Source organism: Paraburkholderia sp., from assembly GCF_036488505.1.
Classification (GTDB): domain Bacteria; phylum Pseudomonadota; class Gammaproteobacteria; order Burkholderiales; family Burkholderiaceae; genus Paraburkholderia.
The window spans coordinates 18,931-31,793 of record NZ_DASXHN010000422.1 but is presented as its reverse complement, the minus strand read 5'-3'; the positions used below and the strand labels follow the sequence as shown (position 1 = coordinate 31,793).

General features: G+C 65.1%; 11 protein-coding genes. All 11 read left to right on the top strand.

Features of this window, described 5'->3' with window-relative positions:
- Window positions 1-420: 420 nt before the first annotated feature.
- The 11 genes from VGH68_RS24535 to VGH68_RS24485 all read left to right on the top strand — a co-directional run bounded on the left by VGH68_RS24535 (window position 421) and on the right by VGH68_RS24485 (window position 12,743).
- Window positions 421-795 (top strand): Mth938-like domain-containing protein, encoded by a 375-nt coding sequence (locus tag VGH68_RS24535; protein WP_331606304.1) that lies wholly within the window; start codon window positions 421-423, stop codon window positions 793-795.
- Window positions 796-908: 113 nt separating this feature from the next.
- The gene (locus VGH68_RS24530; RefSeq protein WP_331606303.1) at window positions 909-2,741 is read left to right on the top strand and encodes a glycosyltransferase family 39 protein; all 1,833 of its coding nucleotides are present in this window, start codon (window positions 909-911) and stop codon (window positions 2,739-2,741) included.
- 22 nt (window positions 2,742-2,763) lie between these two features.
- Window positions 2,764-3,135, top strand: a complete 372-nt coding sequence (locus VGH68_RS24525; RefSeq protein ID WP_331606302.1) for an SMR family transporter — start codon at window positions 2,764-2,766, stop codon at window positions 3,133-3,135.
- 169 nt (window positions 3,136-3,304) lie between these two features.
- Window positions 3,305-4,456 carry a DegT/DnrJ/EryC1/StrS aminotransferase family protein gene (locus VGH68_RS24520; protein WP_331606301.1) on the top strand — a complete coding sequence of 384 codons (1,152 nt, stop codon included), beginning with the start codon at window positions 3,305-3,307 and terminating at the stop codon, window positions 4,454-4,456.
- A gap of 6 nt (window positions 4,457-4,462) precedes the next feature.
- A complete protein-coding gene (locus VGH68_RS24515) occupies window positions 4,463-5,506 on the top strand; it encodes a glycosyltransferase (protein WP_331606300.1) in 1,044 nt (347 codons plus the stop codon).
- Window positions 5,503-6,438 (top strand): formyltransferase, encoded by a 936-nt coding sequence (locus VGH68_RS24510; RefSeq protein ID WP_331606299.1) that lies wholly within the window; start codon window positions 5,503-5,505, stop codon window positions 6,436-6,438. The genes VGH68_RS24515 and VGH68_RS24510 overlap by 4 nt, the downstream gene beginning before the upstream one ends.
- Complete coding sequence (locus VGH68_RS24505) at window positions 6,435-7,481, top strand: bifunctional UDP-4-keto-pentose/UDP-xylose synthase (protein ID WP_331606298.1); 1,047 nt, start codon at window positions 6,435-6,437, stop codon at window positions 7,479-7,481. Before VGH68_RS24510 ends, VGH68_RS24505 begins: the two co-directional genes overlap by 4 nt.
- A gap of 10 nt (window positions 7,482-7,491) precedes the next feature.
- A complete protein-coding gene (locus tag VGH68_RS24500; protein WP_331606297.1) occupies window positions 7,492-8,385 on the top strand; it encodes a polysaccharide deacetylase family protein in 894 nt (297 codons plus the stop codon).
- A gap of 245 nt (window positions 8,386-8,630) precedes the next feature.
- Window positions 8,631-9,092: a peroxiredoxin gene (locus tag VGH68_RS24495; protein WP_331606296.1), complete on the top strand. Its 462-nt coding sequence runs from the start codon at window positions 8,631-8,633 to the stop codon at window positions 9,090-9,092.
- 355 nt (window positions 9,093-9,447) lie between these two features.
- Window positions 9,448-11,307 carry a PhoH family protein gene (locus tag VGH68_RS24490; protein WP_331606295.1) on the top strand — a complete coding sequence of 620 codons (1,860 nt, stop codon included), beginning with the start codon at window positions 9,448-9,450 and terminating at the stop codon, window positions 11,305-11,307.
- A 206-nt stretch (window positions 11,308-11,513) separates the two neighbouring features.
- Window positions 11,514-12,743, top strand: a complete 1,230-nt coding sequence (locus VGH68_RS24485; RefSeq protein ID WP_331606294.1) for a C40 family peptidase — start codon at window positions 11,514-11,516, stop codon at window positions 12,741-12,743.
- Window positions 12,744-12,863: the final 120 nt, after the last annotated feature.

Here is a 12,863-nt window from a genome sequence, read left to right as displayed (position 1 = left end):
CGGGGAATTCGGCTGCGGCAGCACCGGCAATGGCCGCTGGCCGCGGATTCGGAGCTTCTCGGGCCCGCCACTGCCTGTCGGGCTTCTAAGCAGCGAAAACCACGGTGAAGACGGACGCCAGGCAGCGGCGAAAGACCAGCAACGAACAAACAATAAGCGGGCGATGCCCGGCAGAGGTAGCCGGTGGGCCACGCCGATGCGCTGTGCGCGGCTTGTGGCGGCGCTGGAGCGAGGGGCGCCGCAAGGCGGCTAAAAAGCTATAATTTAGCGGATTTTTGCCGACTTCCGCAATGCACCACGCGCAACGGCAAGCCTTTTCGTCCCTCTCGTGTGTCACGCGCGTCGAACCTCGCGGCCTGCGCCGCGTCCAACCGGGCCGGCAACACGCATGATGTCTCACGACGACTTCGGAACACCAATTTGAAATTACATCAGGATTCCAGCGGCGCGCTAAACACCGTCACCGGCTACGGCGCCGACTATGTCGAAATCAATCTGGAGCGTCATTCAGGCAGCATCCTCGTGCTGCCGGACGCGCCGGTCATTCCCTGGCCCGTCTCGTCCTTCGAACAGTTGAGCCCCGAGCACTTCACGATGCTGATCGACGCCGCGCCCGAAGTGGTCGTGTTCGGCAGCGGCGAGCGGCTGCGCTTTCCGCATCCGCGCCTGACCACCGCCCTCACCGCCAGGCGCATCGGCGTCGAGACGATGGACTTCAAGGCGGCCTGCCGCACCTACAACATTCTGATGGCCGAGGGCCGCAAGGTCGCGGCCGCGCTGCTGATCGAAGCGTGAGCGTGCCGGGCGCGCAACGCCGCGGTGTCCCCGCGGGGCCGCGCCGGCCGCCCGTGCCGGCGAGGAAAGCCGCGCCGCGCGCGCGGTGTCGATAACAAAAAAGGTTGAAATTCATGAACGATACGCCGTCGAGGCTACCGCTCAACCGCACCGCGATCCTGCTGCTGGTGCTGGTATTCGCCGTGATCTGGTTCGTCCCGCTCGGCTGGCGTCACCTGTTGCCAAGCGACGAGGGCCGCTACGCCGAAATGGCGCGCGAGATGCTGGTGACCGGCGACTGGATCACCCCACGCTACAACGGCTACAAGTATTTCGAGAAGCCGCCGCTGCAGACCTGGGCGAACGCGCTGACTTTCGCGTGGTTCGGCATCGGCGAATGGCAGGCGCGGCTCTACACCGCGCTGACGGGTTTTGCCGGCGTGCTGCTGGTCGGCTTCACCGCTGCGCGCGTGTTCAACGCGGCAACCGGCGTGTTCGCGGCGCTGGTACTCGGATGCTCGCCGTACTGGAGCCTGATGGGCCATTTCAACACGCTCGACATGGGCCTGTCGTTCTGGATGACGCTCACGCTGTGCTCGCTGTTGCTGGCGCAACGCCCGAACCTGCGGCCACCGTGCGTGCGCGGCTGGATGTGGCTGTGCTGGGCGTCGATGGCGCTCGCGGTGCTGTCCAAGGGGCTGATCGGCGTGATCCTGCCGGGGGCGGTGCTGGTCCTCTATACGCTGATCGCGCGTGACTGGGCGCTATGGAAGCGCCTCCATCTGGTGGGCGGCCTGATCGTCTTTTTCGCGATCGTGACGCCGTGGTTCGTGCTCGTGCAGCAGCGCAATCCGGAATTCCTGAACTTCTTTTTCATCGTCCAGCAGTTCGAGCGCTATCTGACGCCGGAGCAGAACCGCCCCGGCGCGTTCTACTACTTCGTGCCCGTGCTGCTGGTGGGCTTCCTGCCGTGGCTGTCGGTGACGCTGCAAAGCGTGCGCCATGCGTGGCGCCAGCCGCGCCAGCCGAACGGCTTCGCGCCGCTCACGCTGATGCTGACGTGGATCGTCTTCATTTTCCTGTTCTTCAGCGCGTCGCATTCGAAGCTCCTGTCCTACACGCTGCCGGTCGCGCCGCCGATCGCGATGCTGATCGGCATCTACCTGCCGCTCCTCACGCGTGAGCAGTTGCGCCGCCATCTGGCGGGCTATGCGCTCTTTTTCGTGGTCGCCGCGTTCGCGGCGCTGTTCCTGTCGCGCCTCGGCGACGCGCGCAATCCGACCGAGCTGTACGTCGCGTTCCGCGTGTGGGTGCTCGCGGCGCTCGCCGTCGCGTTCGCGCTGACGCTCGTCGCGCTGTGGCTGAACCGGCGCGGCCAGGGCGGCGCCGCGAGCGACCGCGGGATCGGGCTCGGCGCCGTCGCCGCGTTCGGCATGGGCTGGCTGCTGCTCGGCACGATCGCCGGGACCGGCCACGACGTGTTCGGGCGGCTGAGCTCCGGCGCACCGCTCGCGCCGGCGATCCGCGCGCAGCTCGCGAAACTGCCGCCCGATACGCCGTTCTACTCGGTCGGCGTGCTCGACCATACGATGCCGTTCTATATCGGCCACACGATGATCATGGTCGAGCACCCGGACGAGCTCGCGTTCGGCGTATCCGTCGAACCGCAAAAATGGGTGCCGACGATCGACGCGTGGATCGCGCGCTGGAAGGCCGAGCGCTATGCGCTCGCGCTGATTCCGCCGCCGACCTACGAGCGCCTCGTCAAGGAAGGCGTGCCGATGCAGATCGTCGCGCGCGATCCGCGCCGCGTGGTGGTGATGAAGCCGCTGCCGGCCGGCGGCGCGGCAGCGCCTGCGCCAGCGTCCGCCGCGCCGGTGACGCCCGCGCCATCGGCCTCAGCCGCCTCTCCCGCGACGCCGGCCTCCCCCGCCTCCGCGTCCATGGCGGCAAAGCCACAACAATGACCTCTCCGTACCGGAACGTTCGATGAACCCAATTTCGCTCATCTGTATCCTCGCCGGCGTGACGCTGAACGCCGGCGCGCAGCTACTGCTCAAAGCCGGCACGAATGCCGTTGGACACTTCGAATTCACCCGTGCGAACATTCTGCCCATCGGCTTCAGGCTCGCAACCCAGCCGCCGATCATCGGCGGGCTCGCCTGCTATGTGATCAGTGTGGCGGTCTGGGTCATCGGGCTCTCGCGCGTGGACGTGTCGATCGCCTATCCGATGCTCTCGCTCGGCTATGTGGTCAACGCGGTTGCCGCGTGGTATCTGTTCGGCGAGGTGATGTCGGTGCAGAAGCTGGTCGGCATCGGCATCATCCTGATCGGTGTGGTCGTGCTCGCGCGCAGCTAGCAAGCCGCCCAACAAGCCGGGCGGCGCGCGAGCCGCCTCAGCCTCGCGTAAGCTTGGCCGCGCTATGCTTGAAGGTTGCGCCTTTTACGGGCGTGGTCTTGGGTTTGCGCGTAGTTTGTGGTCTACTTCGCGCCCGTCGGGCTGCCCCTTTCAATCGAGCGATGCATTCATGAGCCAGTCAACAGTCCCGTTCTTGCCGTTTGTCAAACCCGAGATCGATGAGGAAACCATTCAGGGCGTCGCCGAGGTACTGCGTTCGGGCTGGATCACCACCGGTCCGCAGAACCAGAAGTTCGAGGCGGCGCTTTCCGGGTTCTGCGGCGGCCGTCCGGTGCGCACCTTCAATTCCGGCACCGCGACGCTCGAAATCGGCTTGCGCATCGCCGGCGTCGGTCCCGGCGACGAAGTCATCACGACGCCGTCCACCTGGGTGTCGACCAGCAACGTGATCCTCGAAACCGGCGCGACGCCGGTGTTCGCCGACATCGACCCGGTCACCCGCAACATCGACCTGGATCTGCTCGAACAGGCGATCACGCCGCGCACGAAGGCGCTGATCCCGGTCTATCTGTCGGGCCTGCCGGTCGACATCGACCGTCTCTACGCGATCGCCCGCGCGCACAAGCTGCGCGTGATCGAAGACGCCGCGCAGGCGTTCGGCTCGACCTGGAAAGGCGAGCGCATCGGCAGGCTCGGCGACATCGTGTCGTTCAGCTTCCATGCGAACAAGAATCTGACCTCCATCGAGGGCGGCGCGCTGGTGCTGAACAACGAGGAAGAAGCGCTGCTCGCGCAGAAGTACCGGCTGCAGGGCATCACTCGCAGCGGCTTCGACGGCATGGACTGCGACGTGCTCGGCGGCAAATACAACCTGACCGACGTCGCGGCGCGCGTCGGCCTCGGCCAGCTCGCGCATATCGAGCGGTTCATCGCGCAGCGCAAGCGGCTCGCGCGCGCCTACTTTGCGGGTTTCGAAGGGGGCGCGGCGGTGAAACTGGGCGTGGGCCTGCCGTTCGCCGATTTTGAAAACAGTAACTGGCACATGTTTCAGATCACGCTGCCGCTGGAAAGCCTGTCGATCGACCGCGCCGGCTTCATGGGCGAACTCAAGGAGCGCGGCATCGGCTCAGGCGTTCACTACCCGGCGCTGCACCTGTTCTCGCTGTATCGCGCGCGCGGCTTCAAGGAGGGCATGTTCCCGCACGCCGAGCGCTTTGGCGCGTCCACGGTCACGCTGCCGCTGTTCACGCTGATGAACGATGGCGACGTCGAACGCGTGTGCCGCGCCGTCAACGAAATTTGCGAACAATACGGAAAATAAGCCGACATGACTTATTCGGAACATCGCGCCGTCGCACCGGAAGTGTCGATCATCATCCCGGTGTACAACGAGGAGGCTGGACTGGCCGCGCTGTTCGCGCGCCTCTATCCGGCGCTCGACGCGCTCGGCACCCGCTATGAAGTGGTCTTCGTCAACGACGGCAGCCGCGACAAATCCCCGGCGCTGCTCGCCGGGCAGTTCCGCGCCCGCCCGGACACGACCCGCGTAATCCTGCTGAACGGCAACTACGGTCAGCACATGGCGATTCTCGCGGGCTTCGAGCAGGCGCGCGGCGAGATCGTGATCACGCTCGACGCCGATCTGCAGAATCCGCCCGAGGAAATCGGCAAGCTGGTCTCGAAGATGCGCGAAGGCTTCGACTACGTCGGCACGATTCGCACGCAGCGCCGGGACAGCTTGTGGCGCCGCAAGGCGTCGCGCGCGATGAACCATCTGCGCGAGCGCATCACCCGCATCAAGATGACCGACCAGGGCTGCATGCTGCGCGCGTACAGCCGGCACATCGTCGATACGATCAACCGCTGCGGCGAGATCAACACGTTCATTCCGGCGCTCGCGTACACATTTGCGCAGAACCCGGTCGAGATCGAGGTCGCGCACGAGGAACGCTTCGCCGGCGAATCGAAGTATTCGCTGTATTCGCTGATCCGTTTGAATTTCGACCTCGTCACCGGCTTTTCGGTGGTGCCGCTGCAGTGGCTGTCGTTCATCGGCGTGATCCTGTCGCTCGGGTCGGCGGCGCTCTTCGTGCTGCTGCTGATTCGCCGCTTTATCATCGGCGCGGAAGTGCAAGGTGTGTTCACGCTGTTCGCTATCACCTTCTTCCTGCTCGGCGTGATCATCTTCGCGCTCGGCCTGCTCGGCGAATACATCGGCCGCATCTATCAGCAGGTGCGCGCGCGGCCGCGCTATCTGGTGCAGACCATTCTCGAGGAACGCAACGGCACGGCCGTGACTGAAACGCCGCGTCAGACACTCGTGCCGGGCGTGCAGCCCGCGCCGCTCGCCGATCCGGGGCGCCATTCATGAAGCCGCGCGCCGTCGTATTCGCGTATCACAACGTCGGCGTGCGCTGCCTGCAGGTGCTGCTCGCGCGCGGCGTCGATGTCGCGCTCGTCGTCACGCACGAAGACAACCCGAGCGAGAACATCTGGTTCGGCAGCGTCGCGTCCGTCGCCGCGGAGCATGGCATCCCAACGCTCACGCCGGCGGACCCGAAAAGCCCCGAGCTGCGCGCCGCGGTGAGTGCCGCGCGGCCCGACTTCATATTCTCGTTCTACTACCGCCATATGTTGCCGGCCGATCTGCTCGCGATGGCCGCACGGGGCGCTTACAACATGCACGGCTCGCTGCTGCCGAAATACCGCGGCCGCGCGCCGACCAACTGGGCGGTGCTGCACGGCGAGACCGAAACCGGCGCGACCTTGCACGAGATGGCCGTGAAACCCGACGCGGGCGCGATCGTCGCGCAAACACCGGTGCCGATCCTGCCCGACGATACCGCCGCGCAGGTGTTCGACAAGGTCACGGTGGCCGCCGAGCAAACGCTTTGGCGGGTGTTGCCGGCGCTGCTCGCCGGCGAGGCCCCGCATCTGCCGAACGATCTCGCGCACGGCAGCTACTATGGCGGGCGCAAGCCCGAAGACGGCCGCATCGACTGGACGCAATCCGCGCAACAGGTCTACAACCTGATTCGCGCGGTCGCGCCGCCGTATCCGGGCGCGTTCACCGAGCTGCAGGGCCACCGCTTTATCGTCGCGCGCGCGCGTCTGGCCGCGCCCGGCGCGCTCCGGCCAAATTTGCCGCCCGGCCTGCACGTAAGCGATAATGCCGTTTTCGCAATTTGCGGCGACGGCCGCGCGATCTCCATCCACGAATTACGGCATCAGCACGACGGCGGCGAAACGGCCGTCAGTCCGGCGCAATTCGCCAAGCTCATCCAACCCCCCCGACATTCATGAAAAAAGTCCTGATTCTGGGCGTGAACGGCTTCATCGGCCATCACCTGTCCAAGCGCATTCTCGAAACGACCGACTGGGAAGTATTCGGGATGGACATGCAGACCGAACGTCTGGGCGACCTTATCGATCATGAGCGGATGCACTTTTTCGAAGGCGACATCACGATCAATAAGGAATGGGTCGAGTACCACATCAGGAAGTGCGATGTGATCCTGCCGCTGGTCGCGATCGCGACGCCCGCCACCTATGTGAAGCAGCCGCTGCGCGTGTTCGAACTCGACTTCGAGGCGAACCTGCCGATCGTGCGTTCGGCCGTCAAGTACGGCAAGCACCTCGTGTTTCCGTCGACCTCCGAGGTCTACGGCATGTGCACCGACGAGCAGTTCGATCCGGAAGAATCGCTGCTGTCGTATGGCCCGATCAACAAGCCGCGTTGGATCTACGCGTGCTCGAAGCAATTGATGGACCGCGTGATCTGGGGCTACGGCATGGAAGGCCTGAACTTCACGCTGTTCCGTCCGTTCAACTGGATCGGCCCGGGCCTCGACTCGATCTACACCCCGAAGGAAGGCAGCTCGCGCGTGGTCACGCAGTTCCTCGGCCATATCGTGCGCGGCGAGAACATCAGCCTCGTCGACGGCGGCGCGCAAAAACGCGCGTTTACCGATATCGACGACGGCATCAGCGCGCTGATGAAGATCATCGAGAACAAGGACGGCATCGCCACCGGCAAGATCTACAACATCGGCAACCCGACCAACAATTTCTCGGTGCGCGAGCTCGCGCACAAGATGCTTGCGCTAGCCGGCGAATTCCCGGAATACGCGGAAACGGCCAGGCAGGTGCAACTGGTCGAAACCTCATCGGGCGCGTATTACGGCAATGGCTACCAGGACGTGCAGAATCGCGTGCCGAAGATCGACAACACGATGCAGGAACTGAGCTGGGCGCCGAAGTCGACGTTCGACGAAGCGCTGCGCAAGATTTTCGAAGCGTATCGCGGCCACGTCGCGGAAGCCCGCGCACTCGTCGAACAGCAATAAGGGCTCGTCCTTGGCTCGAATCGTCCTGAAGATCGACGTCGACACGCTGCGCGGCACCCGCGAAGGCGTGCCCAATCTCGCCCGCATCTTCGACCGCTTCAAGGCGCGCGCCACTTTCCTGTTCAGTCTCGGGCCCGATCACACCGGCTGGGCGATGCGCCGGGTGCTGCGGCCGGGCTTTCTGAAGAAGGTGTCGCGCACGTCGGTGGTCGAGCATTACGGCGTGAAGCAGTTGATGTACGGCGTGCTGCTGCCCGGACCGGACATCGGCGCGAAAGCCGCCGCCGAGATGCGGGCGATCCACGAAGCAGGCTTCGAGTGCGGCATCCATACGTGGGACCACGTGTACTGGCAGGACAACGTGCGCTCGAAAGACCGCGCGTGGACCCGCGCGCAGATGCAAAAAAGCCATGACCGTTTCGTCGAAGTGTTCGGCGGCCCGCCGCTCACGCACGGCGCGGCGGGCTGGCAGATGAACGGCCACGCGTTCGAGCAGATCGACGCATGGGGTATGCACTACGCGTCCGACGGTCGCGGCCACTCGCCGTATCTGCCGGTGGTCGATGGAAAAACGCTTAGCCACGTGCAGATGCCGACTACGCTGCCGACGCTCGACGAAGTGCTCGGCGTCGATGGTGTCGATACGGACAACGTCGCCGCGTGGCTGCTCAAACACACCGAAAACAATCCACACGATCAGGTGTTCACGCTGCACGCGGAACTCGAAGGACAAAAGCTGGCGCCGGTGTTCGAACGACTGCTGGAAGGCTGGCGTGCCCAAGGCCACACGTTTGCGACGATGGGCGATTACTACGCCACGCTAGACCGCGCGACGCTGCCATCGTACCCTGTTACGTGGGGCGAAATTTCAGGGCGTTCTGGCGAGCTGATCGTCCAGCCGTGACCCGCCGGCTGCGGTAATCACCGGTCAGGCGAGCCGGGCGGCTGCAAACCGGCGATTGGAATAACGGCTCGGTCGGTGCGCCCCACCAGCGAGGCAGCAACGCGGCGGGTGCCAGACAATCGCGCGAGTGCCGGGCGCGAGCGACCCGCGCGCCGCCCGTGTCCCCGACAACAACAAACCTCGACGACAGACAGGCCGGCACTGCGGCAGCCAGCGCGCGCCAGCCACAACAACCGGAGAATCACGTGTCCATCGCAGTCGACCAACCCATCCCCGACTTCACCGCCCCCGCGACCGGCGGCGAGATCACGCTGTCCGGGCTGCGGGGCAAGAAGGTAGTGCTGTATTTCTATCCGAAGGACAACACGCCGGGCTGCACGACCGAAGGTCTGCAATTCCGCGACCTGTATCCGAAGTTCAAGAAGGCAGGAGCGGAAGTGATCGGCGTATCGCGCGACAGCCTGCGCTCGCACGACAATTTCAAGGCGAAGCTCGAACTGCCCTTCCCGCTGATCTCGGATCCGGAAGAAACGCTGTGTTCGCTCTTCGGCGTCATCAAAATGAAGAAAATGTATGGCAAGGAAGTGCGGGGAATCGAACGCTCCACGTTCCTGATCGACGCCAGCGGCGTGCTGCGCCGGGAGTGGCGCGGCGTAAAAGTGCCGGGCCACGTCGACGACATCCTGGAGGCTGTACAAGCGCTGTGATGCGCGTTATATTGGCCCGCAATGAGTGCCTGTCCACCCCACATTTTTCTCCGCTGCGCGAGAGCTAACGGCCGCTTGACCGGATTCACCGGTGCCGTTCGGATCGTCAGCCGCAGCCTGAGCACTGCAGCCGAGCCGCTTGCCCCGAATGCCGGGGCAGCGGCTTTTTTTATTGCGCGCGACCGCTCGTTCAGACGGCTGCGCGCTTTAGTCAAGGAGCCTATCGAAAACCAGGCGAACCGGCATCTCTAGACCGAATGCGCGTCGCCTCGCGCAAACTGCATGTCCGATGAAGGCACCGGCAGAATGCGACGGGCGGCGCACGATATGTGACCCGATTATTTCGAGGGAAACCATGCCTTTGCCTACTCCCCCCAGCAAGCTCGGCAATCTTTTGTCGCCTGACGAATACAAGGCTAAAGCCGTCACGCCCGCGCGCCCTGCCGCGAGAAAACAGGCGCGTGAAGGGGAATCCGCAGAGTCGGCCGACTACGGCCGCGCCAACGTTGCCACGCCAATGGCGCATGCTGCCAACGCCGCCACGACGTTGCGGCCGGTGCCGGCTTCCGAGGCGCCTGACGCAACCGGGCAAACCGCCGCGCCACGCGGCCGCAAAACCAGACAGACCGCCGCGTTGCTGCAACCGGTGCCGGCCGCGCGTGGGCAGCACGATGCGGATGCGGCCGAAGCGCAGCAGGCGGTTCAGCCAGCCGTCGCGCGCGCGCCATCCGCGAAGCAGCCCGCGGCCGAGACCGCCGCGCCCGCCACGGCGGGCACCGGCACCTCCCGCAAAAAGCGCGGCTCGAGCGCCGCGCAGTCGGAGGTGTTGAAGCTCTTCGTGCTCGACACGAACGTGCTGATGCACGATCCGAGCTGCCTGTTCCGTTTCGAGGAACACGACGTCTACCTGCCGATGATGACGTTGGAGGAACTCGACAACCACAAGAAGGGCATGTCGGAAGTCGCGCGTAACGCGCGCCAGGTGAGCCGCACGCTCGACGCGCTGGTGGCGAACGCCGGCAACATGGCCGACGGCATTTCGCTCGCCCGCCTCGGCAGCCGCGAGGCATCCGGGCGTCTGTTCTTCCAGACGCGGCTGGCCGCGATCGAGCCAGTCGAAGGCCTGCCAGAAGGCAAGGCCGACAACCAGATCCTCGGGGTGGTGCGCGCGTTGCAGCGCGATCGCCCGGATCGCCAGGTCGTGCTGGTGTCGAAAGACATCAACATGCGCATCAAAGCACATGCGCTCGGCCTGCCCGCCGAAGACTACTTCAATGACCAGGTACTCGAAGACAGCGATCTGCTGTACACGGGCATTCGCGCGCTGCCGCAGGACTTCTGGACCAGGCACGCAAAGGGCATGGAGAGCTGGCAGGACACCAAGACCGGCACCACGTACTATCGCGTGACCGGTCCGCTGTGCGCGGCGATGCTGGTCAACGAATTCGTCTATCTCGAGCCGCAGAACGGCGAACCCGCGTTCCACGCGCTGGTGCGCGAGCTGAACGGCAAGACCGCGCTGCTGCAAACGTTGCGCGACTATGGCCATCACAAAAACAACGTGTGGGGCATCACCGCGCGCAATCGCGAGCAGAACTTCGCGTTGAACCTGCTGATGAATCCGGAAATCGATTTCGTCACGCTGCTCGGCCAGGCCGGCACCGGCAAGACGCTGGTCGCGCTCGCCGCCGGTCTCGCGCAGGTGCTCGACGACAAGCGCTACAACGAGATCATCGTCACGCGCGCGACGGTGCCGGTCGGTGAAGACATCGGTTTTCTGCCGGGTACGGAAGAGGAAAAGATGCAGCCGTGGATGGGCGCATTCGACGACAACCTCGAAGTGCTGCAAAAGACCGACGACGCAGCAGGCGAATGGGGCCGCGCGGCGACGCAGGAGCTGATCCGCTCGCGCCTGAAGATCAAGAGCATGAACTTCATGCGCGGGCGCACGTTTGTCGACAAATATCTGATCATCGACGAGGCGCAGAACCTGACGCCAAAGCAGATGAAGACGCTGGTCACGCGCGCGGGTCCAGGCACGAAGATCATCTGCCTGGGCAACATCGCGCAGATCGATACGCCGTACCTCACCGAGGGCAGCTCGGGTCTGACCTATGTGGTCGACCGCTTCAAGGGCTGGGCCCATAGCGGGCACGTGACGCTAGCGCGTGGCGAGCGTTCCCGCCTCGCCGACTACGCGTCGGAAATTCTGTAAGCATCCGCCCATTTTTTTTCGCTGCAGCCGCGCCCGGTTCACTCCGGCCGCGGCTTTTTCACGCCTCGGCGTTCCGCGCGGGCAACACTTAGCGCGTATACTTCAAGTAATTTATCAACATTTCTTGCCGTGACCATGTTCGGCGGCTACCATCGCGACATCGCCAGTGAGTAAATAAACGGGCGCTTACCACCCGTTCCGTCTTCATGCGCCGACTCGCCTTTTCGCTGCTGACCGTCCTGCTGCTCGCCGCCTGTGCCGGTGCGCCACAGAAGAGCTCGCGCGGGCCGGACGGCATCGTCGTTGCGAATGGCGCGTATCATGCGCCGCCGCCCGGCTTCCCCCACTTCGTCGATCACAGCGTTGGCCGAGAGGAAATCTCGATCCAGGCGATGAGCCTTGTCGGCGTGCCGTACCGATGGGGCGGCAATACGCCGGATAGCGGCTTCGATTGCAGCGGCCTCGTGCACTATGTGGTGCTGCGCGCGGCATCGGTAAACCTGCCGCGCACCACCGCCGAGATGAGCGGGCGCGGCGAGTCGATCGAACCGGACGAAATCGCGCCGGGCGATCTGATCTTCTTCAATACGACGGGGCGTCCTCATTCGCATGTCGGCATCTATGTGGGCAAGCTGCGCTTCGTCAATGCACCATCGACCGGCGGCACGGTGCGGCTCGACTATCTGACCAACCCTTACTGGGCGAAACGCTTCGACGGCATCCGCCGGGTGGCGGCGCCAGCCGCGACGCCAGCGCCGTTCGATGCACCGAGCTATCAGGCGGCGGCGCCGCAAACGGAGCATGAAGGCGGCGTAACGGCAGTGGTGCCGATGGCTTCGGCTTATGCGGGCGCGGCGGCGTTAGCGGATGCGCGATCGCCGGTGACGCAGACGGCGGCGCCCGTTTATCCAGCGGGCCGCTCGCAGGCTACCCGCACCGAAGCTGCTCCCAGCACACCATCGACGACGGCAAGCCAGCCGCAAACCACCGCAAGCGCAACGTCTAGCGCCAACGCGAACCGCGCGGCGGGCGCGCAGGCCGACCCGTTCGAGCCGCCTCCGCCGGGCATCAGCACCGCGCGGATGCAGGCGCGCTCCGCGGGTGCCGTGACGCCGGCCATCGCACCGCCTGCGCAGGCCAGCGCGTACGACGCCGACATGCCGTCCCCCGCACAATCGGTAGAGCGAGGACAACCGGTGACAGCCGTTCGCGCGATCCCACGGCCTGACGCAATCGATGCCGCCGCCGACGCGTTCGAGCCACCCCCCCCCGCTCCGATCGCTGCGCGTCAGGCGCAGCAGGCTCGGCAGATGCAACAAGCCGAACCAGGCGTCGAGACGCGCATCGTGCGCGCCTCGACGGCCTCGCATGGCATCCCGGCGCCCACGCAGACGAACGACGACCCGATCGCCCGCTTCGCGAACGGCAACTACTGACGCGCGCGCACGCTCCCGATACACGCGCTACCCGGTCTGCGCGCCACCGATCCTCGCGTCCAGCGCGCGAAGCCGGCCGCCACCCTTGCGCGCGTCGGAAATGGCCGCCGCAGACCACCG

Bases quoted from the DNA above. Each gene is read 5' to 3' on its own strand.
- VGH68_RS24530 (WP_331606303.1), top strand. From the start codon at position 909: ATGAACGATACGCCGTCGAGGCTACCGCTCAACCGCACCGCGATCCTG.
- VGH68_RS24525 (WP_331606302.1), top strand. From the start codon at position 2,764: ATGAACCCAATTTCGCTCATCTGTATCCTCGCCGGCGTGACGCTGAAC.
- VGH68_RS24520 (WP_331606301.1), top strand. From the start codon at position 3,305: ATGAGCCAGTCAACAGTCCCGTTCTTGCCGTTTGTCAAACCCGAGATC.
- VGH68_RS24515 (WP_331606300.1), top strand. From the start codon at position 4,463: ATGACTTATTCGGAACATCGCGCCGTCGCACCGGAAGTGTCGATCATC.
- VGH68_RS24510 (WP_331606299.1), top strand. From the start codon at position 5,503: ATGAAGCCGCGCGCCGTCGTATTCGCGTATCACAACGTCGGCGTGCGC.
- VGH68_RS24505 (WP_331606298.1), top strand. From the start codon at position 6,435: ATGAAAAAAGTCCTGATTCTGGGCGTGAACGGCTTCATCGGCCATCAC.
- VGH68_RS24490 (WP_331606295.1), top strand. From the start codon at position 9,448: ATGCCTTTGCCTACTCCCCCCAGCAAGCTCGGCAATCTTTTGTCGCCT.
- VGH68_RS24485 (WP_331606294.1), top strand. From the start codon at position 11,514: ATGCGCCGACTCGCCTTTTCGCTGCTGACCGTCCTGCTGCTCGCCGCC.